The 24,327-nt window shown below is 40.5% G+C and carries 25 protein-coding genes; 13 read left to right on the top strand and 12 right to left on the bottom strand.

Annotation, left to right across the window (positions count from 1 at the left end; translation table 11 throughout):
* Positions 1-85 precede the first annotated feature (85 nt).
* Complete coding sequence (locus AAC026_RS16255) at positions 86-2,848, top strand: M14 family zinc carboxypeptidase (protein ID WP_339700218.1); 2,763 nt, start codon at positions 86-88, stop codon at positions 2,846-2,848.
* A gap of 133 nt (positions 2,849-2,981) precedes the next feature.
* On the opposite strand, the gene AAC026_RS16250 is transcribed toward AAC026_RS16255, so the two are convergent.
* The 8 genes from AAC026_RS16250 to AAC026_RS16215 form a co-directional block, all read right to left on the bottom strand.
* Entirely contained in the window at positions 2,982-3,779 is a 798-nt protein-coding gene (locus tag AAC026_RS16250) for an endonuclease/exonuclease/phosphatase family protein (protein ID WP_339700215.1), read from the bottom strand.
* 217 nt (positions 3,780-3,996) lie between these two features.
* On the bottom strand, positions 3,997-4,857 hold the full coding sequence (locus AAC026_RS16245; RefSeq protein ID WP_339700213.1) for a DUF5777 family beta-barrel protein: 861 nt from the start codon (positions 4,855-4,857) through the stop codon (positions 3,997-3,999).
* 4 nt (positions 4,858-4,861) lie between these two features.
* Positions 4,862-5,419, bottom strand: coding sequence for a YceI family protein (locus AAC026_RS16240; RefSeq protein ID WP_339700210.1), 558 nt, complete (start codon positions 5,417-5,419; stop codon positions 4,862-4,864).
* Positions 5,420-5,428: 9 nt separating this feature from the next.
* Positions 5,429-5,851: a hypothetical protein gene (locus AAC026_RS16235; RefSeq protein ID WP_339700207.1), complete on the bottom strand. Its 423-nt coding sequence runs from the start codon at positions 5,849-5,851 to the stop codon at positions 5,429-5,431.
* A 10-nt stretch (positions 5,852-5,861) separates the two neighbouring features.
* The gene (locus tag AAC026_RS16230; protein WP_339700204.1) at positions 5,862-6,650 is read right to left on the bottom strand and encodes a SprB repeat-containing protein; all 789 of its coding nucleotides are present in this window, start codon (positions 6,648-6,650) and stop codon (positions 5,862-5,864) included.
* A gap of 86 nt (positions 6,651-6,736) precedes the next feature.
* Positions 6,737-8,203 carry an alpha-L-fucosidase gene (locus AAC026_RS16225; protein WP_339700201.1) on the bottom strand — a complete coding sequence of 489 codons (1,467 nt, stop codon included), beginning with the start codon at positions 8,201-8,203 and terminating at the stop codon, positions 6,737-6,739.
* A gap of 59 nt (positions 8,204-8,262) precedes the next feature.
* Complete coding sequence (locus tag AAC026_RS16220) at positions 8,263-8,721, bottom strand: DUF2452 domain-containing protein (RefSeq protein ID WP_339700198.1); 459 nt, start codon at positions 8,719-8,721, stop codon at positions 8,263-8,265.
* Positions 8,722-8,755: 34 nt separating this feature from the next.
* Positions 8,756-8,944, bottom strand: coding sequence for a hypothetical protein (locus AAC026_RS16215; protein WP_062593457.1), 189 nt, complete (start codon positions 8,942-8,944; stop codon positions 8,756-8,758).
* A 26-nt stretch (positions 8,945-8,970) separates the two neighbouring features.
* Here AAC026_RS16215 and AAC026_RS16210 point away from each other — a divergent pair, with 26 nt between their 5' ends.
* The 6 genes from AAC026_RS16210 to AAC026_RS16185 all read left to right on the top strand — a co-directional run bounded on the left by AAC026_RS16210 (position 8,971) and on the right by AAC026_RS16185 (position 14,563).
* The gene (locus AAC026_RS16210; protein ID WP_339700195.1) at positions 8,971-9,126 is read left to right on the top strand and encodes a hypothetical protein; all 156 of its coding nucleotides are present in this window, start codon (positions 8,971-8,973) and stop codon (positions 9,124-9,126) included.
* Positions 9,127-9,175: 49 nt separating this feature from the next.
* Positions 9,176-10,285 (top strand): DNA polymerase IV, encoded by a 1,110-nt coding sequence (gene dinB, locus AAC026_RS16205; RefSeq protein ID WP_339700192.1) that lies wholly within the window; start codon positions 9,176-9,178, stop codon positions 10,283-10,285.
* Between the two features lie 66 nt (positions 10,286-10,351).
* Entirely contained in the window at positions 10,352-10,816 is a 465-nt protein-coding gene (locus AAC026_RS16200) for a MaoC family dehydratase (RefSeq protein ID WP_068414174.1), read from the top strand.
* A 223-nt stretch (positions 10,817-11,039) separates the two neighbouring features.
* Positions 11,040-13,565, top strand: a complete 2,526-nt coding sequence (locus AAC026_RS16195) for a DEAD/DEAH box helicase family protein (RefSeq protein ID WP_339700186.1) — start codon at positions 11,040-11,042, stop codon at positions 13,563-13,565.
* A 441-nt stretch (positions 13,566-14,006) separates the two neighbouring features.
* Entirely contained in the window at positions 14,007-14,195 is a 189-nt protein-coding gene (locus AAC026_RS16190; protein ID WP_053224831.1) for a hypothetical protein, read from the top strand.
* Positions 14,192-14,563, top strand: coding sequence for a Fic family protein (locus tag AAC026_RS16185; RefSeq protein WP_339700181.1), 372 nt, complete (start codon positions 14,192-14,194; stop codon positions 14,561-14,563). Before AAC026_RS16190 ends, AAC026_RS16185 begins: the two co-directional genes overlap by 4 nt.
* 183 nt (positions 14,564-14,746) lie before the next feature.
* Here AAC026_RS16185 and AAC026_RS16180 read toward each other — a convergent pair whose 3' ends face one another.
* From AAC026_RS16180 to AAC026_RS16170, 3 genes are all read right to left on the bottom strand, one after another.
* Positions 14,747-16,240: a M24 family metallopeptidase gene (locus tag AAC026_RS16180; RefSeq protein WP_339700178.1), complete on the bottom strand. Its 1,494-nt coding sequence runs from the start codon at positions 16,238-16,240 to the stop codon at positions 14,747-14,749.
* A 77-nt stretch (positions 16,241-16,317) separates the two neighbouring features.
* Positions 16,318-16,701, bottom strand: coding sequence for a DUF6768 family protein (locus tag AAC026_RS16175; RefSeq protein ID WP_339700175.1), 384 nt, complete (start codon positions 16,699-16,701; stop codon positions 16,318-16,320).
* A complete protein-coding gene (locus tag AAC026_RS16170) occupies positions 16,694-17,239 on the bottom strand; it encodes an RNA polymerase sigma factor (protein WP_339700172.1) in 546 nt (181 codons plus the stop codon). The genes AAC026_RS16175 and AAC026_RS16170 overlap by 8 nt, the downstream gene beginning before the upstream one ends.
* Positions 17,240-17,415: 176 nt before the next feature.
* Here AAC026_RS16170 and AAC026_RS16165 point away from each other — a divergent pair, with 176 nt between their 5' ends.
* The 6 genes from AAC026_RS16165 to AAC026_RS16140 all read left to right on the top strand — a co-directional run bounded on the left by AAC026_RS16165 (position 17,416) and on the right by AAC026_RS16140 (position 23,891).
* Complete coding sequence (locus AAC026_RS16165) at positions 17,416-18,405, top strand: Gfo/Idh/MocA family oxidoreductase (protein WP_339700169.1); 990 nt, start codon at positions 17,416-17,418, stop codon at positions 18,403-18,405.
* An 18-nt stretch (positions 18,406-18,423) separates the two neighbouring features.
* On the top strand, positions 18,424-19,251 hold the full coding sequence (locus AAC026_RS16160) for a prohibitin family protein (RefSeq protein ID WP_339700166.1): 828 nt from the start codon (positions 18,424-18,426) through the stop codon (positions 19,249-19,251).
* Between the two features lie 99 nt (positions 19,252-19,350).
* A complete protein-coding gene (locus AAC026_RS16155) occupies positions 19,351-20,637 on the top strand; it encodes a citrate synthase (RefSeq protein WP_339700163.1) in 1,287 nt (428 codons plus the stop codon).
* Between the two features lie 207 nt (positions 20,638-20,844).
* Positions 20,845-21,303, top strand: a complete 459-nt coding sequence (locus tag AAC026_RS16150; RefSeq protein WP_339607814.1) for a CBS domain-containing protein — start codon at positions 20,845-20,847, stop codon at positions 21,301-21,303.
* A gap of 249 nt (positions 21,304-21,552) precedes the next feature.
* On the top strand, positions 21,553-22,578 hold the full coding sequence (locus AAC026_RS16145; protein ID WP_339700160.1) for a DNA topoisomerase IB: 1,026 nt from the start codon (positions 21,553-21,555) through the stop codon (positions 22,576-22,578).
* Complete coding sequence (locus AAC026_RS16140; protein WP_339700157.1) at positions 22,575-23,891, top strand: DUF2254 domain-containing protein; 1,317 nt, start codon at positions 22,575-22,577, stop codon at positions 23,889-23,891. Before AAC026_RS16145 ends, AAC026_RS16140 begins: the two co-directional genes overlap by 4 nt.
* Positions 23,892-23,897: 6 nt before the next feature.
* On the opposite strand, the gene AAC026_RS16135 is transcribed toward AAC026_RS16140, so the two are convergent.
* Positions 23,898-24,182 carry a GNAT family N-acetyltransferase gene (locus tag AAC026_RS16135; RefSeq protein ID WP_339607817.1) on the bottom strand — a complete coding sequence of 95 codons (285 nt, stop codon included), beginning with the start codon at positions 24,180-24,182 and terminating at the stop codon, positions 23,898-23,900.
* Between the last annotated feature and the right edge of the window lie 145 nt (positions 24,183-24,327).

Here is a 24,327-nt window from a genome sequence, read left to right as displayed (position 1 = left end):
CGTTTAAATCTGGCCACTTTCATGTCTAACCAAGCGTACTTTCTAAGATAGTGTTATATTAGGTTTCCTTAAACCATTGACTATCATGCGAAAACACCATTACTTACTGATCTGCCTTTTTTTTATGAGCAGCTCCACGCTGTTTGCCCAGAAGATTGATGAAGAATACAACAAGAAAATAAAGGAATACACTACTGATCCGCGCTTTCTACCCGCTTCGGTACTTAATCTAGTAGACGACCCTAATGTACCTTCCCCCAGAAAATATTTTGGCCAAATTATAGGTGCACCGGGCGTAATGCACCGTACTTCCGAAATTTACGCTTACTACCAAGAATTGGCCAAAGCTTCCCCTTTCATTAAGGTGGAACAAATTGGCACTACGGAAGAAGGTCGTGCCATTAATTTGGTGGTGATTGGTAATGACGAATCCATGAATCGAATCGATCATTACAAACAGCAGCTTGCCAAACTTTCTGACCCTAGAAAAGTATCTAGCGATGAAGCGGATAAAATCATCACCGATTCTAAGCCCATCTTTTACCTCAATGGGGGACTGCATTCTACCGAAATGGGCTCTCCAGAAATGTTGATGGAACTGGCCTACCGCCTAATTACGGATCAATCTGAAGACATTAAGAACATTCGAGAAAATGTGATTGTTTTGATTAACCCTACTTCGGAACCCGATGGGCGAGACAAGCAAGTGGATTGGTATTACCGCTATACCAAAGCCAGAACAGAATATGACGATGGTTTCCCGAGAAGCACGCCTTATTGGGGGAAATACGTTTTCCACGACAATAACAGAGATGGACTTCAAGTGTCTCAAGAACTTTCCAAAGCGATTTTCAAAGCCTATTTCGATTGGCACCCGACCGTCATGTTGGATTTACATGAATCTGTGCCATTGCTTTATATCTCCACGGGAACAGGCCCTTACAACGATAACATGGATCCGATTGCCATTGGGGAATGGCAGGTCATGGCCAATCATGACATTACCACCTTGGCTTCGCAAGGATTGCCAGGCACTTTTACTTGGGCTTTCTTTGACGGTTGGTGGCCGGGTTATGCCATGTGGGTAGCGAATAACCACAACAGCATCGGGCGTTTTTACGAAACTTTCGGGAATGCTGGAGCAAATACTTACCTCCGCGACTTATCTAGACAGAGCTACGCTGGCGACCCCGCCACAAGCCGTGAATGGTACCGCCCAGCCCCTCCTACCGAATTGATCAATTGGTCTTCAAGAAACAACACCAACTACATGCAGGCGGGTGTATTGGCTTCCCTTACCTATACTGCCGACAATCAGAAGCTACTGTTGCGCAACTTCTACCAAAAAGGAGTGAATAGCATTAAAAGAGGCGTGGAAGAAAACCCTAAAGCCTTCGTGATTCCTAAGGAACAAAGAGACCCAGCGATGGCAGCTTATCTGGTGAATCAATTACGGGTACAGGGCATCGAAGTGCATCAAGCAAATTCAGGATCGAATGCAGGCGATTATGTGGTGTTTCTTGATCAGCCGTACCGAAACCTAGCAGTTACTTTGTTGGCGCAGCAGAACTACCCAAAAGATGCCAAATTCCCTCCTTACGATGACATTGCTTGGAGCTTGGATTATGTCTATGGAGTGGATGTAAAGAAGGAAGACACCGTCAAGTTTGAGAAACGGAACATGAGCTTAGTAACTAGCGATGTGAAATACGTTGGCAATGTTGAAGGAAGTGGAAACAGTTATGTACTGAATTACAAAGCCCAAAACACCGTTTTATCGGCCATGTACTGGATTAAATCTGAGAATAAAAAAGCCAAAATCAGTGTACTGGACGAACAACAAATAATGAATGGAGATACACTTCAGGTTGGTTCTGTTATTTTTAAAGACATCACCAAAGCACAAGCAGACCAAATGGGGAAAGATTTCGGCTTTGACTTAAAAGCGGCTTCCCCCAATGGAAAACAACGCGAAGTGAGCCCGCCAAAAGTAGCCATCTACCACAGCTGGTTCAGTACACAAGATGAGGGTTGGTCCAGGTATACCTTCGAGCAACGAAAACTTCCTTATACTTCAATTGATAAAGACGACTTGAAGTCAGGTAAATTGAGAGAGAAGTTTGATGTGATTCTTGTTCCGAGAATGCGTGGTTCAGTAAGTGACTTTATTTATGGGGTAGACTCTAAATTAGGCCCTATGCCTTTCACCAAAACCGCTGAGTTTCCTTCTCATGGAACACCAGACGCCACTACTGATATGACGGGTGGGCCTGGCATGGATGGCATGAATGAACTAAAGAAATTCGTAGATGCGGGTGGCGTATTGGTTACGCTCGATAACTCTACCACCATGGCGGCCGAAACAGGTATCGCCAGAGAGTTAAAGCCTTACAATCCCTCTGGTCTTTTCCATCCCGGTTCGGTAGTCACCACCAAAACAAGAAGAACGGATAGCCCGATCATGTATGGTTATCCAGAAATCTCTCATGTTTTCAGAGGAAATGGCCCTTTATATCAGGTAGATAAATACAACAGGGACATGATGGTGATGCAATACGGCACCAAGCCTCTAAAGGATGAAATTGATTATACCGGCCCAGTAATGGGGCTGCCAGACAGAAAAGTAGAAGCACCAAAGAAAGACGACACCAAAGCTCCGCCTTATGTGCTTTCAGGAATGGTGCGCAACGAGCAAACGATTATTGGTCATGGTGGAATCTTCAATGTACCGCAGGGCAACGGTCGTATTATCGCCTTTACTTTTGATCCGCTGCACCGCTATTTGAACCACCACGATGCGCCTTTGGTCTGGAACGTTTTGATCAATTGGAATCACTTGGGGAATTGATTTAAATATGGGTGAACCCTCCAAAAGTTGAGGATTCAATGTCATCAGGGCATAATGAATTCATCACAACTATAAAGGAGAACTTTTGGAGGGTTTAGCTGTAAGAAAGAGCTGCCTTAATTAGATTATAGGGTTACTTATCAGGCAGCAATTCCAACACCACTAAAACTGGTCTATGGTCGGAAGCTACACGCTCATCAATGACGCGTTTCTCTAGAATCCTCCACCGATGGGCAGGTCTGAAAAGCACATAATCAATTTTCTTGATGGGTTCGTCTGAAGGAAAGGTGAATACATTATCGGCAAACGACCGCTCCCAATCCTTAAAAAGTAGCTGCATGGCTCTGTTTTCAGGAGTTTCATTTAAGTCGCCCACCAATATGGTTGGCACATTGTCCCTTTTCAACACCCTATTCACTTCTTCGGCTTGAATGTAACGGTTATGACCGTCCGTTTCATGATCTAAGTGCGTGCCCACAAAACGAATGGTATCGCCACTTTTGATCACCACATTTACTTCGGCTGCAGCTCTAGGTTCTTTTCCTTCGGTATAAGGCAAAGGGTGGTTTGTGGTGGTCAGGAAAGTGTACTTTGAAAGAATGCCTTCTCCGTATTCTCCGTCATCATAATACATGGCGCGGGCAAAAAGTGGCGACAGACCTGTGCGGATGCCCAATTCGGTTACCAAATCGTATTTTTTAGAGCGGTTGGTTTTGTAATCTACTTCCTGAAGTGCTACCAAGTCAGGCTTTTCCTTGCTAATCACCGAGGCGATTAGATCTAAATCAAAGTCGCCTTTTAGGGTTTTACCGTGCAGAATATTGTAGGTCAATACCCTTACAATTCTGGAAGAATCTGGGGCTTGGGCCGAAAGCTGACTCCCAAGCAGAAGGGTGACGAATAGAAAGCTTAGGCTTCGAAAGTAGTTCATAATGAATTCTGGTTGATGAGTTCCTACGCTTAAAGGTATTCAGAAATGAATCTAAACACAGAAAATTATGAGCAAAAAAATCCACCAATTCAATTCACTTGAATTGAGCTTTAAAAATGAAAAACCTTCCAAAAGTTGATGCCCTTACTCCATCAGTAGTAATAGATTCATCTGAAACAGATATAAGAACTTTTGGAGGGTTCTTTAACTATAGCCTTTAAAAAACACGGCTGATATTAAAGCCAAAATGAATATCTCCTTTGAAAAAGTTGCCATCTGTTTCGGTAATAAAACCGCGCTCCACCATTGACCGTGAATTGGTGAAGTTCAAATGGAAAACATGGCCTCCAGTTTCAATTTCAACCCCAACCCCTAGGGAGTCTTTATAACTCGCATCTAATTCTTCGGTAAGGCGGTAGTAATATTCAGCATTCAGAGAAACTCTGGTATTCAATTTCATTCTTCCGCCAATGCCCAAAGCAATAATGTCATTTTCTTGATTCTCCAAAACCTTGTTCCGATGCACATAAGTAGGAGCCAGTTGGAAAGAGAATTTATCGTTGAACTTACGGGCAATCAATACTTGATGCGTGTAGGAAACTTTCGAGTTAAAATCATCTTCTGTAAAATCTGGATCTTTTAAAGTGCGAATGGCCATGCTGCTGAAAGCAGTTAACGAAATAGGCATGTTTTTCTCTCCTGTGGACTGCTTTAAAAGGCCGTACTTTAGGAAACCGTCATACACTTTTTCGAAAGAATTTCGGCCAATACCTGCGGTCAGGTTATCGGTAATTCCATATTCCAACGAAAAGCGAACATTGGCACCATCCAAACCAAAAAATTCATCGATCCCCGTATTGATTCTTCCAAAACGATGAGAAATTACAAATTCCAATTCACCCATTTTTCTGGTGACGATGGTGTGGCCGTTGATCAATCGAGCGCCTTTAAAAATAGCCAAGGTGGTATTCACCTCCTCGGTTTGTTCTGAATTCAGAATGTCCAAAAGGTCTTCTTGAGCCTTTACATAATTAGAGGCTAAGGTGATTACAGCTAGGAATATATAGACTTTTCTCATGGGATTACTTGTATGGTTCGTATTCAAAATTGGCAGTAACTTCAACTTGTTCGGCAATATTCTTCACCACTACATTGGGAATTTTGATCTTGTAATCTTTCACTGCTACAAAAAATTTCAATTCGCCAGAAAGCTTCCCTCCTTTTACTGTTAAGGTCGATTTCGTTTCAATGTCATTGGTCACGCCATGGATGTTCAGCTGCCCCTTCACGTCCAATTCATAAACACCATCGGTCATAGACTTCAGTCCTTCGGGTACTGAAAAAGTGCCTTTAAATGTAGATTTTGGGTACTTATCTGACTCTAGATAATTCTCATTGAAATGCTCCTGCATCAGCTTCTTTTCAAACTCAAAAGCCTTGATCAGTAAATCAACAGCCACCTCTCCTTTAGAAAGGTCTACAATGCTGAGCACCTTATTATTGTTGGCTTCGATATCTTCTAAAGGCGCTTTAGAAAAGAATTTGATATGCCCAGTTCTTGTTAAATATCGGTCTTGAGCCTGAAGCGCAACGGCACTCAAAAGCAAAACGATGGTTAGGGCTAATTTTAAGGTTTTCATATGGCTTGACTATTTGGGTTCAACAATGATGGTCCGCTCGATCAAAACGTCTAGCAACATTCCGATGCATTCCCCACGAACAGTGAGGGTTGAATTGATCTTGACTTTATCTAAAGAGTTATCTTCACTGGATTCTAAAGTGCATTTCACCACCCCAAAACCTTCGGTTCTCAAGCTGATGCTGGGCTTACTTTCTTCATCAAGTGTGATGGACTCCACCACACCCTTGACTTCCACTATCTTGTTCTGATACTTTGTGTTTGCGGCCGTTTCATCCATTTCAAATTCTGAATAAAAATCGACCGCAGTGAGGCTATGTTCGGCTTTTAGACTCTTCATTTTGGCTGGCCCTTGGGTCATGCTGGCGTATATAAAATAACCAGCGGCCAATGTCACCACGATGGTTAAGGCTATGAGTAATCGTTTTTTCATGATTATTTGCTTAGTTACTTGAAGCACCATCTGCTACCCAGCAGGCGATTTGACTGATCTGGTCATTCGAAAGCGATCTTCCGCTCGACTGTGGAGGCATTGTTTTCGCTCCCGTTCTGGCCCGAATATTAGTAGCATTGCTTATGATATTACTGTCGCTGGTGAAATTGGGCGACTGAGTTCCATTATGGCAGCCAGAAACCGCACAAGTGGTTTGCACGATGGACTTAATAATTCCAAAATCGACATCTGAAAGCACCTTGATTTGTAGAATGACTTCGCAGCCTCCCGCATCTTTTACCGTTACCTGATAAGTATTTGGAGCTAAATCAGCAAAAGTAGAGGCACTTTGAAAGGCGCCACTGCCAATCTTATATTCGTATGGGCCAACCCCTCCCACTGCGGTAACGGATATTGAGCCATTGTTTGATCCACATTCACTGATATTGGCTTGGGTAGTGGCATTCACCCCATTCTCATTTTCAATGGTTACCGTAATTTCCGCTGAGCAGGTTCCTTCAAAAACAGTAATGATATATGCACCGGCAGTTAAGCCAGTAAAGGTCGGTGATGACTGTTGAGCGCCTCCGCTAATGGCATAGGTTAAATCGGTGGAAGTGCCTGTGGCCATTACCGTAATCGTTCCATCCGTAGCGCCACAGCTTGCATCGCTCTTGGTTTGAAGTGCTATGGTTAATGCGCCCGTGCAATCATCGGGCACAGGTTCTGTTTCGAAAGTACATTGCCACAAGACAAGGCAAATAAAAAATAAGGCAGAAATCAGTTTTACTTTCTTCATGGTTGATTTTGAAATCCTAGGACTGTATAAAACAGTACAGCCTTTCTTTTGGAAAGGCTGCGTCTCAAAAACAAAATTCTTATGATTTACTCGGCTGGCGGTTCGCTCGTAGCCAAGTAAACTTCAAGATTACTGATGGTTGGGCTTCCCTTGGCATCGGTAAAAGTAATCTTCAATTGACTTGTGGTTACTTGCGGCAATCGAAGGATGCGTTTGTAGCCTATGGTGGTTTCATTGGCGATTTCCTTATAGCCGTCCTCTTCCTTCACTTCTACTTTAAACGCTTTAATACGCTGCCCCAGTGGAATGTATTCTTGAAGTACCAAACGATTAAAAGTAGTTTCTTTACTAAAGTTGATCACTAGCTCGCTTTCAATCACTTCATCATCTGTCGCCCAATAGCTGTCGTTATACTCATCCAAAATATTGGAAGACAGATAGTCATTTCCTCTGGTGTTCGAGGCCACTGCTTTTGCGCCTTTGGCCAAATTCACGGCAAAGGTTTCGTCTAAGGTCTTGCGCAGTTCCATCAAGGCTTTCACATCATTCTCATGTACCAAACCTCTCCGATCGACAGGTAAGTTGAGCAGCAAGTTGCCGTTTCTCCCTACTGACTTATAATAGATATCCAGCAGTGCCGACAAGGATTTCACTTTATCATCTTGACTTTCATGGTAATACCAGCCCGGTCTGATAGACACATCACATTCGGCAGGCACCCAATGCGTTCCGTCTTCATGGCCAGAAGTCAATTGCTGGTATGGACCGATACCTGGAGCAAATTCATTGCGCCTCAGCGGTGCCCAGTTGGTAGCATCAGCAAAACCGTTTTCATTTCCCACCCAACGGACATCTGGGCCGCCATCGCTAAAGACCACAATATCGGGCTGAAGTTCTTTGGCCAACGCAAAAGTATTCTCCCAATCGTAATAGGTTTTTCGGTCTACATTTCGGGTTTCGTTGGCACCGCCATAATAGCCGTCACCACCATTGGCTCCATCTACCCAAAGCTCAAATACCTCCCCATAATTGGTCAGCAATTCTCTCAACTGATTACGGTAATAAGTAATGTATTCAGGATTTCCGTAGTCGGCATGGTTCCTGTCCCAAGGCGAAAGATAAAGCCCCATTTTAAGCCCAAATTCTTTACAAGCTGCCGCCAATTCTTTAATCACATCACCTTCTCCGTTCTTCCAAGGGCTATTTTTTACAGAATGTTCTGTATAAGCTGAAGGCCACAAAGAGAAGCCATCGTGGTGCTTTGCTGTCAGGATAATGCCTTTCATTCCAGCCTCTTTGGCTACTCTTGCCCATTGGCGGGCGTCCAATTCCGTAGGGTTGAAAAGGCTTGGCGACTCTCCTCCAAGTCCCCACTCCATATCCGTAAAGGTGTTCATATTGAAATGAACGAAAGCGTAATATTCTAACTCGTGCCAATTCAATTGTTGGGTAGTTGGCAACGGCCCAATGGGCGCTGGCGGTGGAACTTCTTTAGCGCAAGAAAAGCAGAAAAAGGAAGCAAGAAGGAGTACTCGTAGCTGATGTAATTTCATAAGAATTTAAAAAAGTCAGCAACAAGATAAGGAAGAAAGACTAGACTATAAACCGAGACTTAGGCTTCCAAAACCTCCCAAGTATGGTCGGCTAAAAGTTTTACGCTGGAGATAAATTTTTTGAAGGGTTTAGACCTCCCCCATTCCTTTGGGCCAATCAGGGAAAGTAAATCCGTTCCATCTTCTCGTTCGTAGAGGTGGTAGGTTTTTCCGATCAAAGGCTCAAAACTCATTTTGGCCATATAAATTCGTTCCGACACCTCTACCCTTTGCTGAATGGTCTTGACTTGTTCGGCCAACAGTCGCATTTGATCATAAATCTGTTTGACCTGCATTTCGGTTTGCTCGTGCATGGCCGACACTGCCCTGCCCTTAATTCTGCCTTTGTCTTCTGGCTTAATCATGGCGCCACCCACCGTATGCGGAAAACTGATGAGCCCCGGGTTCTCGGTCGTCATCTCGCTCATTTTTTCTAAATCAATCTGATCTAGGTCTATCTTTTTGCCCGTTTTTGTCATGCTGAAAGATTAACTCAAGTTTAATAAAACTGTTTTACTTTTCTTTGAGGCTATCGATTTTAAGCGAATCTTGGGTATCGGGTTCCGAAGGTGCAATCGATTCCTTCAACAGTTTTTTAGAGCCCGGAAAACTCGTTCTGGTGGTAATATCATAGCCCACAAGAATGGTGGCCAGAATGAACAATATGGCTACAATGACGAATATCTTTTTTTGACGATTCATAAACGAATGTGACAATCTTTTGAAGAATGAAATCTGAAATCGACTTTAAACGCAACCCTCCAAAAGTTGATATTTCTACTTTAGAGGGGCTTTATTTGCCAGCGGAACTATCGTTAAGAACTTTTGGAGGGTTAGTCCAAATGTTCCGCCCTACATTATTCAACTTAATGTCGCTTTATTAATCGAACTCAGATCGTAAAGTTCATAAAATCGTTGCTTAATTTCGAGCCAATGGAGAAAAAGCTGCCCAATTCTGATCGCAAAATCATTCATATCGATATGGATGCCTTTTTTGCTTCGGTAGAACAGCTGGACAACCCTGAATTTAGAGGCAAACCTGTGGCGGTAGGCGGCAGTAAAGAGCGAGGCGTTGTGGCTGCGGCCAGCTATGAGGCCCGTAAATACGGAGTGCGCTCGGCCATGCCTTCTAAAACGGCCTATCAAAAATGTCCGCATATTATTTTCACCCCGCCTCGGTTCGAAAGGTACAAGGAGGTTTCTGCGGTCATTCGAAGCATTTTTCTGGAATATACCGATTTGGTAGAACCGCTCTCTTTAGACGAAGCCTTTTTAGACGTAACCGAAAACAAAATGGGCATTGCTTCGGCCACCCTGATTGCCAAAGCCATTCGGAAACAGATTTTTGAGGAAACTGGTTTAACCGCCTCAGCAGGCATTTCCATCAACAAGTTTTTGGCTAAAATTGCCAGCGATTACCAAAAGCCCAACGGCATTACGCTCATTGGCCCCGAAAAAGCCGTCTCTTTTTTAGAGCAATTGGAAGTAGACAAGTTCTTTGGAGTGGGAAAGGTAACCGCCAAGAAAATGCACAGCTTGGGCATCCACACTGGGCTTGACTTAAAGCAATGGACCAAAGAAGCGCTGAGGCTTAAATTTGGCAAAGCAGGCCCTTTCTATTACGACATTGTTCGGGGGGAAGACCAACGCCCAGTAAACCCCAATAGAATCAGAAAATCATTGGGGGCCGAAAACACTTTTGATCAAGATTTGGTAGAAATTGAAGACATGAAAATGGCCTTGGACCCTATTCTTCAAACCGTTCATAAAAGACTAGAGAAAGCCGACAAATTTGGCAAGACGCTTACCCTTAAAATAAAATTCAAAGACTTTAGCCAGATTACCCGCAGCATTACCCAAACCGAGAATATTGTAAGTAGCGAAATACTTAAACAACTGACTTTCAATTTACTTGAGCAGGTGAATTGGGAAGATTTTCCGGAAGGCGTGCGCTTGTTGGGCGTTACCTGTTCCAACTTTGAGCAAGACGAAGCAGAAGAAAATATCAAAAAAACGGGATACCAATTGACAATTGACTTTTAGAATTGTTAAAATAGAATAAAATTTAATCGCTAAATCGAGTAAATTTGAGCATTATTGAAACTCAATATGGAAAAGTTAGTTATAGCAAGCCACGCAGAATTTGCAGAACACATTGGTAAGGAATTGGGCGTTTCAGAATACCTTAAAATCGACCAAGAGAGAATCAATGTTTTTGCCGATGCCACACTAGACCACCAATGGATTCATACCGACCCTGAAAGAGCCAAATCTGAAGGCGGTTTTGGAAATACCATTGCCCATGGTTATTTAACTTTATCTATTCTTCCGCATTTATGGGAGCAAATTGCCGATATCCGTAACATCAAAATGATGATTAACTACGGCATCGAAAGACTTAAATTCAATCAGCCCGTAGTGGCAGATTCTGAAGTAAGACTGAGGGTAAAACTCACTTCTTTGGCCGATTTAAGAGGCATTACCAAATGCCAGCTGAATGTAAAACTTGAAATCAAAGACAATCCAAAACCTGCCTTTACAGGCGAAATGATCTTCTTATACCATTTCGCATAAGCCCCATTTTAAAAGGAAATAAAATACGCAAAGCCTAACTCCAAAGAGTTGGGCTTTTTTGTTTGTTGGGGGAATAGGATCACATCTATACAAAAACCGATTAACAGCATCTCCACATAGAATTACACAAGCGCTTCATTACATTATCACAAAACAGTAGGTTATTATTTTGTTTTTCGGCAACTTCCGCCCAACAACAAGTTATGGGCATTACTAACTTACTATGGTAGATTTCAGGAAAAGACTAGGTATAAAACAAATTGAAAAGAAAATAAACCCCGTTGAAATATATGATTCTCTAGACAGAAGAAGCGTAACAGGTCCTCTTAGACCAGCACAAGAAGATGTTTTAACAACATGGTTCAATAGTAGAAGGAATGACCGAGACCTTATAGTTAAGCTACATACAGGTGAGGGCAAAACTTTAATTGGTCTGCTAATTCTTCAGTCAAAAATTAATTCTGGAGATGGCCCATGTATTTTTATTTGCCCCAACATTTACCTCGCTGAACAAGCATGCCTTGAAGCTGAGAAATTCGGTGTACCATTCTGCGTCATTGAAACTGACAATTCAATACCTAATGATTTTTCAGATGGCAATAAAATTCTCATTACTCATATTCAGAAAGTCTTTAATGGACTCACTATTTTTGGGTTAGATAATAATTATGTTCCAGCGGAAAATGTAATATTGGACGACTCTCATGCATGTATCGATGCAATAAAGAATTCGTTTACAATTAGAATAAAAAGTAATAGCTCTGCTTATGAGCAGATCAAATCGCTTTTTGAGACTGATTTGATTAACCAAGGCCATGGAAGCTTCATGGAGATAGAAAATGAGGAGTATAATACCTTTTTACCTATACCCTATTGGTCATGGATTGATAAAAAAGATCAGGTAATCGATGTTATTTCATCGAATAAAGAGCTGAATGAAATCAAATTCGTCTGGCCAATAATTAAAAACAGCATTGAGTATTGTCAAGCTTATATTTCGGGTAAAGGCATAGAGATCAGCCCTTATCATATGCCAGTAAGCAAGTTCGGAACATTCTCAAAAGCTTCGCAACGAATTCTTATGTCGGCCACTACTCAGGATGATTCCTTTTTTGTTAAAGGGCTCGGGTTCAAACCAGACTCCGTAAGAACTCCCCTCTCTTGCGAAACTCAAAAATGGTCTGGAGAAAAAATGATTCTAATCCCTTCATTGATTCACGATAACCTTGATAGAGAATTAATGGTTACGAATCTAGCCAAACCAAAAAATAAACGTTATGGAACAGTAGTTCTTGTTTCAAGCTTCATAAAATCAGAATACTATAAATCTCTCGGGTCTACCGTTTCAAAATCTGATAGCATCTTTCAGAACGTAATGAACCTGAAAGAAAGAAAATCTTTCGAAAAGACATTAGTCCTAGTAAATAGATATGACGGAATTGATTTACCTGATGATGCATGTCGTGTACTAATTATTGATTCAAAGCCATTTTTTCATTCCTTGTCTGATAGATATGAAGAATCGTGCAGGCAAAACAGCGAGACCATAAGTATCAAGCTAGCACAACGAATTGAACAAGGGCTTGGCAGAAGTGTAAGGGGGGAAAAAGATTATAGTGTAATACTGATTATTGGTGGTGATCTAGTAAAATTCATTAAGAGTTCAAGATCTAACAAGTTCTTTTCTCCTCAGACACGTAAGCAAATAGAACTAGGATTAGAAATTGCCAAGTTGGCATCTGAAGAGTTAAAAGAAGGAGATAGTGATTTTAAAATAATAGAATCATTAATCCGGCAATCTCTCGATCGAGATGAAGGTTGGAAAGAATACTATAAAGAAAACATGGACAAGATTGAGCCCAAATCAGATTCAAACGATCTTTATAATATGCTTAGCCTTGAACGAGAAGCAGAAGAGCAAAATTTTATTGGTAATGCAGAAACAGCATGTGAAATCCTCCAAACGCTGATCGACACTTATATATCTGATAATGAAGAAACTGGCTGGTGTTTACAAACCTTAGCACGTTACAAATATGAAATAAGTAAGACAGAATCAAATCAGCTACAAAAAGACGCTTTCTTGAAAAACCTTCAACTTCTTAACTCAAGAGAAGGCATAAGCTATCAAAAATTGGATTTTATAAATGAAGATAGGATCCGGAGAATAAAAACCAGTCTGAGTAAGCACGCTGATTACTCAGAATTAATGCTTTTTGCTGATGGTATGTTAGACAATCTTAATTTCGGAGTTCAGTCTGAAAAGTTTGAAAATGCCATAAAGGAACTGGGTGAGCTTCTTGGTTTTAAAAGCCAAAGACCAGACAAGGAATACAAAAAAGGGCCTGATAATCTTTGGTGTGGGGTCGACAGCCACTACTTTATACTAGAATGTAAAAGTGAAGTAAAAGACACCAGAGATGAAATCAACAAACATGAAGCAAGCCAAATGAATTCACATTGTGGGTGGTTCGATGATGTGTACAATACGCAGAAGGTTGAGCGTATACTTATAATTCCAACGAGAAAGCTTTCCAAGCACGCCAACTTAACTCACACCATTAAAGTAATGAAAAAAGGCAAGCTAAAGAGCCTGAAGAGTAATGTACATTCTTTTTTAAAAGAGCTTAAAAATTATCATTTACATGAAATTAGTGACCAAAAATTTCAAGAGTTAATTAACACCCACAAATTAGATTTAGAGAGCTTGAAAAATGATTATACAGAGATGGTTTACTTTCAAAACTAATCTCCATAACACCCAACCTAAAACAATTATAACCCCTGTCGCAGGCTCTCCGATTCATCTGCCAATCTGCAGAACCTGTTACGATTATAAACTAGGACTCCTGTCCTTGTGTGCTTGAGTACAAATCACCCACCTACCGCCCCACCTTGTTTTGCTGAAGTTTCACGAAGGCAAGAAGGGCGGACATCCGTGCGAGTTTCAAGCTTCTGCTGTTTATTCGGAGTAGCAGACGGATCCTGAGACAGGCTCAGGATGACGGTCTGAAAAAAGCCTAATCGGAGTGTCATGCCGAACTAGTTTCGGTATCCCTCAAATTAACGCTTTGCCTTACACAGACGCTCCGAAACTTCGGAGAAAATGACGGTGAATTTTGGCGCTCGGTTTAATCCATGAACCCGGCATTTGGTTAACCATATTTCCATGAATTTCGTAAATTGAACCATGAGCAGAGAAGAAGTAAAAACAGCAATCAACCAATTGTTGGACAATACACCAGAAAAAGCACTCCAAGAAGTTTACGACTATTTAAAGTCTGTTCAAGGCAAGTCTGACAAATCTGTGAGCTTATCTCAAAACCTAAGAACCATCTTAACGGAAGACAAAGAGCTTCTTGAAAGACTAGCCCAATGATCTCAGAGCGCGAAGTTCTTGAAATACATTCCATTTTAATTGGACGGTTTGGGGGTTCTGAAGGAGTTCGAGACCAAGAACTGTTAGATTCCGCATTGAACCGTCCTTATCAAACTTTTGATGGACAAGAGCTTTATCCTAGTCCAGTCGACAAAGCAGCGGCAATTATTGAAAGCATAGTAAAGAATCATCCTTTTGTTGATGGGAATAAACGAACTGGTTATGTGCTTGCCAGGCTTCTGTTAATGAATGAACAACGCGATATACATGCACATCAAGAGGATAAATATCAATTTGTAATTTCAATTTCTACTGGAGAACTCAACTTCGATCAAATCAAAGAATGGCTTGACAAGAATTCTAAGTAATCCTCATCATAGGCTGTAATTTCGTACAAATCCCCCACCAACCGCCCCCGAGGGCGGACATTCGTGCGAGTTTCAAGCCTCTGCTGTTTTTTCGGAGTAGCAGACGCCCGCGAAGCTTCGGGGGTTTCGGTATCCCTCAAATTAACGCTTTGCGTTTCTCAGCGTTCTTCGCGGTTAGATTACCTACTTCTTTGTTTTCACCAAAATCAATTCCTCTTGTGGGGCGATTAAGTACTCCGCACCATTGGCCGTAATTACCGCCATTTCTTCCACAGAGATAGTTTTTTCGGTTCCATCCTCGCGCTTCCAAGCGTGGAAACCATCGAAGGCAAAGGTCATCCCTTCTTTTAATAATTTGGTAGAAACAGTCCGTACTCGGGTTGACATACCACCGCCTAAGCTTGGCCCAACATCGTGCGCTACATAACCCACCGGATGCCCCGTACTCCATGGCACATTTTCAGATTTAGCTTCTTGCATTAACAGGCGTTGCGCTCTATCCACCTCTGCTCCTGTAGCTCCGGGTTTCATGGCATTAAATGCAGCTCTATTTCCTGCTTTGCTGCTGTTCCAGTAAAATTGAATTTCTTCTGGAGCCGTTTCTTCCCCGTCTTTCAATACATAAGCAAAACGCTGAATATCGCTTACCCAGCGGTTATAAACCTTGATGCCGAAATCTATTTGTATTACATCACCAGGCATAATCACTTTGTCGGTAGCATGAGAATGCCCACGATCTGGCCCCGAATTTACATTTGGATTTTGGTCGGCAGCCCAACCATCCGTAACTCCATATTCAGCCATTTTTTGCTTTAAAAATCTGGCAATATCGGCATCGGTAGATTTTCCTGGAATGATTTGTTCGTAAGCCTCCACTTCCCATTCGGCTGTTAATTTTGCAGCCTTTTTAAGTACCTCTACCTCTTCAGGCAGTTTTATAGAAAGCCATTCATATATTAAATCAGTAGACGAAACGAGTTTCTTGCTTTCGGCTCCTAGTAAACCTTCTAAGCTCATGCGTTGCGTATAAGTAAGGCCATCGGCCATTGAGTTGCTGCTCGAAGAATTAACTGCTACGCGGCTGAAATTTTTCTCTTTAATAAAATCGGCAGCCATGCCCATTGCCGAACTTCCAGACACTTTCACAACTTCATCATGTATGTCCATTTCATCCAAAGCAGTGGCTTCGCCTGAAGGAGAAAATACTTTGGAATGAAAACCATCGGCATCTCTATAAAATAAAAAGGCAGCGGTTCCACCTGCATTTTCACCGCCAACATGGTCAGCAATTGGGTCATTGTTGTTTTCTCTACACACCACCAACCAGCAATCTACATTGGCAGCTTCCATGGCTTGTGGCAGCAATTGATTGATCCGCTGTTTCCTGATTTCTGGCCAAGGACTTTCGCCCCAATATGCCTCTGGGTCAATGGCTGTGGTGTTTTCTTCTTTCGGTACGCAAGAGAATAATGTCACGAACGTAAGCATCAGAAGGAGTATCGGTGTTTTGGTAGAAATCATGGTAAAGCGGTTTATCATAATTCTAAAAATAATATAGATTTTCGGTTTTACCCTTTCCGACTGTAACGTTTTAGAAAAATGCGCTCCCCACCTACTGCCCCCTGTTTTGCTGAAGCCTTGGAGAGTTTCGGTAACCCTCAAATTAACGTTTTGCATTCTTCAGCGTTCTTTGCGGTTAGTTTAGCTATCTGTGTTTCTGAAAATAAAATTACATAGATTGGGGAAAAACCTATTTACTGCTTCTTCTTTCCTAACAGCGAAACCTGAAATTCTAATCTCTTTATTTCGCGAAGAAGGCTATTCTTATCCATTTGATTCCAGCTCCAAATTTTAAACAGTATGTTGCTCATAAAACCAATAAGTGCATAAAATGCCCATTCCAGTTTATCTGAGAGCACATCGGTATTAAGCATTTCGATAAAACAGTACACCGACAAGCTTAACACTACCAGACTAATGAGCATCATTATTACATTGAGCCAGCTGTTCTTTCCCTTAAATAACCCCAATAACCTTTGCGGTACATTCTGCTCTCCTAGTTGGTCGTAATAAGCTGCCTCTTCTTTTGAAAGCGCTTCTTGGATAAGCTGATCGATTTCTTTTTCTGACTTATTCATGACTGATATTTTTTAGCTTCTTTTTCAATTGTTCTCGAGCATGAAACAAGCTCGATTTTATAGTTCCTTCTGGTTTATCCAGCAATTGTGCAATCATTTTAATAGATGATTTTTCGAGATAAAATAACCTAAGAATACGTTGATGATGATCTGATAATTCTTTGATCGCTTCAAGCATCACCTCAATTTGGTCAGCTGATTTATCTTCAATAGGCACTGTTTCGATTTTCACCTCCTTCAAACATTGCCTTTGGCGTTGCTCTTTTCTTATCCAATCGGCAGACTTTCTTTGTACAATTCTGTAAGCCCAAAATCGAAACAATGCCGGATCAGTCAACTGATTAATACTCTTGAAAATCGAAATCCAACTTTCCTGAGCTACTTCATGGGCCATATCCTGATCATTCAAAAAACCATAAGACCATTTCAATACTTTCGGTTGCCAACGTTTCCATAACAAACCAATAGCCACTTGATCGTGTTCCTGACACCGTAAGATGAGCAACTCATCAAAAATTTGTTCTGAACTCCGCTTCATAAAAATCTATCAAGGAGTCGCATAAATGATGAAAAGGTTCAAATAAAGAATAGCCAACAGATAAATACTTGTTGTTACGAGAGTATGATAAATACAAGATACCCAAAAACAGCTGCTTTCCTTAGAGCCTGATATTTTTATGGCTACTTTTGCCCCTGTTCAAAAAAACCATATCCATGCTTAAAATTGGCGTTCTGGGTGCTGGCCACCTTGGTAAAATTCACATCAAATGCATTAAAGACATTCCCGAATATGAACTTGTAGGGTTTTATGATGCTTCGGAAGAAAATGCAAAAGCGGTAGCACAAGAACATGGCATTAAAGCCTATGCTACTATTGCAGAATTACTAGAAGTAGTAGATGTAATAGATATCGTCACTCCTACCTTGTCTCATTTCGATTGCGCAAAACAAGCGCTAGAAGCTGGTAAGCATGTATTTATTGAAAAACCCGTAACCAATACCATTGGTGAGGCGGAAGGACTGATCGCACTTTCAAGAGCGAAAGGGTTAAAAATTCAAGTGGGGCATGTTGAAAGGTTCAATCCTGCCTATGTAGCGGCTAAAGATTATCTTAAGCAACCCATGTTTATTGAAACACACCGCTTGGCCCAATTCAACCCAAGAGGTTTGGATGTTCCTGTAGTGTTAGATTTAATGATCCACGATATTGATGTGATATTGCACGCTGTAGGTTCTGAGGTTAAAAACATTTCAGCAAGCGGAGTAGCTGTGGTAAGCGACACTCCTGATATTGCCAATGTGCGTTTGGAATTCGAAAATGGTTGTGTAGCAAACCTTACAACCAGCCGTATAGCCGTAAAAAACATGCGCAAATCACGTTTCTTCCAAAAAGACGCTTATGTATCGGTAGATTTCCTTGAAAAGAAATCAGAGATCGTAAGAATGCAAGAAGCTACAGGAGAAGAAGGTCCTTTTTCTATGATCCTAGACCTTGGCGAAGGTAAAAGTAAAAAGGAGATCATTTTCGAGAACCCTAAAATTCATCCAACCAACGCTATACGTGAAGAGCTCTTCACTTTTAATCAGGCCATAAGCAATAATACTGAACCTATAGTAACTATAGAGGATGGTCATAAAGCGCTGAAAGTAGCCCAACAGATTCTAGACATTATTGAAGCTAACCTCAAACAGATTAGCTCTTAAACATAAACAACAAACATTATGGACAACAGAAAATATTTACCCGCAATAGTTATCACTGCCATTGCGGTGATCATTCTTTTTGCAATATCAAGCAGCGTTTTTTACACCATACAAGCCAACGAAAGAGCAGTGCTCTTTAAAAAATTCTCTGGTGGTTTAGACAAGGACAATGTAATCACTCAAGGCTTTCATGTAAAAGCGCCTTGGAATGAATTGATTGTTTTTGACGTAGCCGAAACCCAAGTGGAAGAAACAATGGACGTGCTCGACAAAAACGGTTTGAGTATTAAAGTAGATGTGTCGGTTCGTTTTTATCCAAAATTCGAACGCGTAGGCTATATCTATGAAAGCTTCAGAAAAGGCTATGTAACTACTTTGGTTACACCAGAAGTACGCTCTACTGTTCGTCAAGTAATGGGACGCTACACTGCAGAAGAGATTTATTCTACTAAAAGACCAGAGGTAGAAGCTGCTATTAGAACAGAAACTGCCGAAGTTTTAGGCAGCGAAGCAAACAATATAGAAATGAGAGCTCTCCTTATCCGTTCAATCAATCTACCTGATAAAATTAAGCAAGCGATTGAAAGTAAATTACAACAAGAGCAAGAAGCCTTGGCCTATCAGTTCCGTTTAGATAAAGAGAAAAGTGAAGCGGAAAGAAAAAGGATTGCTGCGGAGGGCGAGTCTGCCGCTAACAAGATTATTAACAATAGTTTAACACCAAGCCTTTTAAAGATGCGAGGTATTGAAGCAACTTTGAAACTAGCTGAATCCCCTAATTCAAAAGTGGTAGTTATTGGTCAAGGAGAAGACGGCTTACCATTAATTTTAGGGGGTAACAACTAAAAATACCCAAAGTCGGGAACAAGAGTTTCATTTAAGTGTTTTATACATTAAATTCGCTCGCCTAATAAAGCACCCCAAACTAGTAAACCACTTTATAGAATGTCAAGTACTGCTGAGATTAAAGTTGACGGTAAAACATTAGAACTACCGGTAATTGAGGGCACCGAGAATGAGAAAGCCATAGATATTTCTTCTTTAAGAGGAGAAAGTGGCGTAATCACCATCGACCCAGGATTTAAAAATACAGGTTCAACCCAAAGTGCCATCACCTTTCTAGATGGTGAGAAGGGAATTCTACGGTATAGAGGTTACTCAATTGAAGAGTTGGCTGAAAAGTCTACCTTCCTTGAAGTATCATACCTTTTGATCTACGGAGAACTTCCTACCCCAGAACAGTATAAGGAATTTACAAAAACCATCACCAATCATACATTGGTGCATGAGGATATCAAGAAAATTCTTGAAGGATTTCCTTCAACCGCACACCCAATGGGCGTACTTTCTTCTTTGGTTTGTGCTCAAACCGCCTTCTACCCTGCTTCTTTAGATCCTAACAGAGCAGCTCCAGAAGTAGATATGAGCATTATCCGTTTACTGGCTAAAATGCCAACTTTTGCAGCTTGGTCATTCAAGAATCAAATTGGCCACCCAGTAAACTACCCAGACAATAGCTTAGACTATTGTAGCAACTTCCTTAAAATGATGTTTGCTACTCCAGCTGAAGCTTATGAGGTAGACCCTGTAGTAGCTAATGCTTTGGACAAACTATTAATCTTACATGCTGACCACGAACAAAACTGCTCTACTTCAACAGTGAGAATGGTGGGTTCATCACATGCAAGTTTATACGCTTCAATTTCAGGTGGAATCAATGCCCTTTGGGGACCGTTACATGGTGGTGCTAACCAAGCGGTAATCGAAATGCTTGAAAACATCAAGAAAGATGGTGGAGACACTAAAAAGTGGATGGCTAAAGCAAAAGACAAAAACGATCCATTCCGTTTGATGGGTTTTGGACATAGAGTTTATAAGAACTTTGATCCAAGAGCTAGAATTATTAAAAAAGCAGCTGACGATGTTTTAGAAAAATTAGGAGTAAACGACCCTATTTTAGATATCGCTAAAGGCTTGGAAGAAGAAGCTTTGAACGATTCTTACTTCGTAGAAAGAAAACTATATCCAAATGTTGACTTCTACTCAGGTATCATCTACAGAGCTTTGGGTATTCCTACCGATATGTTTACTGTAATGTTTGCCATGGGTAGACTTCCAGGATGGATTGCACAATGGAAAGAAATGCGTGAGAACAAAGAGCCAATCGGAAGACCAAGGCAAGTATATACTGGTTATAACGAAAGGTCTTATACCGCTATTGATAAAAGATAATTGAGTTTTTACTCATTATTTGAAAGGAGCTTATTCAGTAAATAAGCTCCTTTTTTATTGATGTAGGAGCCAAACACCAATAAAACGCAATCAAAATATACACTTGACAAAACAATTACTACCAATCTATAGTTTTGATATTCAACTGATTTACAGTATATTATACTTCAAATTGATAAATATTCAAAATTACTAAATCGAAGCTATATGAATTTCCAAGGAGTAAAAGCACCAGACATCCCTAAAGGCGTTCAGCAGTATCGCCCAGTTACGGATTACATGACCCATGAAGTAATTTCATTCACACCAGAACAAAGCATTGCAGATGCAATGGATGTTTTCTTAGAAAAGCATATTTCAGGCGCACCTGTTATTGATGAAAAAGGGAAAATCATTGGAATACTTTCAGAGATTGATTGTATGAGAATTATGGTAGATGAGGCCTACCACAACCTTCATCACGGAAAAATAACCGTAGCAGAATACATGAGCAACAACGTGGCTACCATTTCTGTCGATATGGACGTATTGGACTGCGCTCAAAAGTTTCTAAGAACTCACTACAGAAGATTTCCTGTAGTAGATGTAAATGGAAGGTTAAAGGGACAAGTGAGCCGAAGAGATATTCTACAAGCTACACGCGACTTAAAAACATCTTCATGGTAATATCAAGATTTAACCAGTGAAAAAAGCAGCATAAAAAATAGCTGCTTTTTTTATGCCTATTTCGGTAAAGTCTACTCAAACAAGTGTGAAATAATTACCCAATACCAAACCATGAAATCATGCATTAGGAAGTAAAAACTACACCTAACATCCCAAAAACATCAATTTCAAGAAATCATAAGTATGGTTTAAAAATTGAATAGCTACACTTAAAAAAACTCCAATACCCAGACACAAACACATCGCTTCATGAGCCCTTTGGAAAACTGCCCACATAACATTCAATACATTTCTGATGAATGTGATGGCTTTAAGCGTGTAAAAAAAGGTGATAAATTCATCTATCAAACGAAAAAGGGTAAGACCGTAAAAGAGAAAGCTTTGCTACAAAGGTTTGACAGCTTAGTGATTCCCCCAATGTGGGAAGAAGTATGGATTTGCGAACATGAATTTGGTCATTTACAGGCAACCGGTTACGATCTAAAACAGCGAAAACAATATATCTATCATCCGCTTTGGATCGATTTTAGGCAAAAGCAGAAGTACAATAAACTATCTCAATTCGGACAAGCACTTCCTATTATCCGAAAACAAGCCATGAAAGATATTCAATTGAAAGGCTGGCCAAAAGAGAAGATACTGGCAGTCTTAGTCTCATTATTGGATCAACACTACATTAGAATTGGCAATCACATATATAGGAAAGAAAATGAAACCTATGGGCTAACCACCTTAAGAAGAAAGCACCTTGAAAATGAAGGCTCTAAATTGAAACTAAGCTACAAAGCAAAAAGTGGTAAATACAGAAACATTACCATCAAGAATCAAAAACTAGCCAAGCTAATTCGTAAAAGCTCAGAACTACCAGGTTATGAAGTTTTCAGATACATTAATGAGCAAGGAAAAAGTCAAAAATTAGATTCCAGCGATGTAAATGAATACTTATATCAAATTAGCGGAAGTCATTTTACAGCAAAAGACTTCAGAACATGGGGTGGCACTGTGGTCGCCATTGATTCTTATCCGTCTGCCCTAAAAGCTGTTGAAGAAAACCCCAGACTGAACCTTGAAACAACCATAGTGAAAAAAGTAGCCAAAGTACTTGGTAACACAATTGCCACATGCCGTGAATATTACATCCACCCTAAAGTTTTAAGTATTTTGGTTGAAGGAAAACTACACCAGTATGAACAGAAGAAGCTGCCAAAGGTTAAGTATCGAAAGGAATTGAGAAAAAACGAACTCTTAGCACTCTCCATTATCCACAATAAATGAAATCAACCCAAAACTTACTACACAAAACCTACAGGTCCATAACAGGTAGTATTGCCTTTTATCCCACACTAATTGCAGTAGGCTTTTTTATCTTCTCAACCGTTATAATGCTCATTGAATATGAGCCATTCATGATGGATGTAAAGGAGCGTATCTCATTTGTTTTGGTGAAAAGTAAAGAAGATGCCAGGTTAGTATTAGGCACCTTGGTTGGAAGCATCATCTCATTAATGGTATTCAGTTTTTCTATGGTAATGATTGTGCTCAATAGGGCATCCTCTACCCTTTCTCCTCGTGTTATTCCTGGTTTAATCACCGATAAATCTAACCAAGTAGTACTCGGCTTTTACCTTGGCAGTATTGTTTATAGTCTCATACTCATTGTCAATGTACAATCAGAAGAAACCATCAGTACGCCTGATTTCGGCATTCTTCTAGCCATGATTTTTGGCATTACTTGTTTGGCGTTTTTCATGTACTTCATCCACACAATCAGTCAGAATATTCAAGTAGATAATATATTAGACAGCATCTATTCTAAGACGAAAAGAGAAATGGATCGATTGACTTTAGATGAAGATGAAAAAGAAAATCAACAACCAGATACAGAAAATTGGTTTACCCTAAACACATCCAAGGCAGGCTACTTTAAAAAGATGAAAGTAAAAGAGCTGGTTGAGCTATGTGAACATCACGAAGTCAAAGTTCAAATACTCGAGCCCATTGGCTGTTTCTTTGTTGAGAATGCCCCACTCTTTCAGATCGATAAGCAGATTGATGATGAGTTAAAAGATAAAATCGAGAGTTGCTTTATCTTATACCCGCAAGAATGGGTGAGCGATCACTATGTGTTTGGTTTTAAGCAAATTTCTGAAATAGCTATAAAAGCACTTAGCCCAGGTATTAATGATCCAGGCACAGCCATCAAGGCAATTCATCTGCTTACTTTACTCTACATCAAGAAAGTTCAGATGAATGAAAAGTACGTGATTCAAGATAGTGAAGGAGAAGACAGGCTATTTTTTAAGCAAATTACTTTTGAAAAACTCTATGATGACCACATTACTCAAATAAGAATTTATGGCAAGTCAGACACATTGGTAATGTTGGCCTTACTTCATGGGCTTCTAAATATGTATAAAGCCGATGCGTATGGAAATAATAAAGACTCCATCATCCGCTATTTCAAAGCCTCAATAGAAGTATGCAATAAAAATTTCGAAAGTGAGCTAGACTTTTCTTCAGTTCATAAAGTAATCGAAGAATTCAACAGCCTAAGCCCTACTACATCAATTACGCAGTTGAGTACTTAATTTTGATTAGAGTACATCACTCCATTCTTCATGGCGTTTTAGCGTAGCCTTTGCAAAAGGGCAAAGAGGAATGATTTTAACTTTATTCTTGCGAGCGTATTCAACTGCATAAGCTACAAGCTTTGCGCCCATACCAGTACCTCTTAAAGTATCGCTCACTTCGGTATGATCTATAATGATTTTATCAGGCCCAGCTTTTGAAAACGTCATTTCCGCTAATCGTTCGCCCTGTTTCTCAAAATAAAAACTGCCTTTGCTGTCTGTTTCCTGTTCTTGTATTATAACCTCCATGGCTTCTTTTTAGCTTTACAAACCCTAAGTTAACAAACATGAAAGGTATTATATAAGTTACTCCTAGTATTCAGGACAAAAAAATAAGCCCATGCAATACGCTACATGGACTTAATATATTATAGGTTGAGGGCTTGAAAGTAAC

The organism is uncultured Roseivirga sp. (genome assembly GCF_963973945.1).
Classification (GTDB): domain Bacteria; phylum Bacteroidota; class Bacteroidia; order Cytophagales; family Cyclobacteriaceae; genus Roseivirga.
This window is presented reverse-complemented; position numbering and strand designations above follow the sequence as displayed.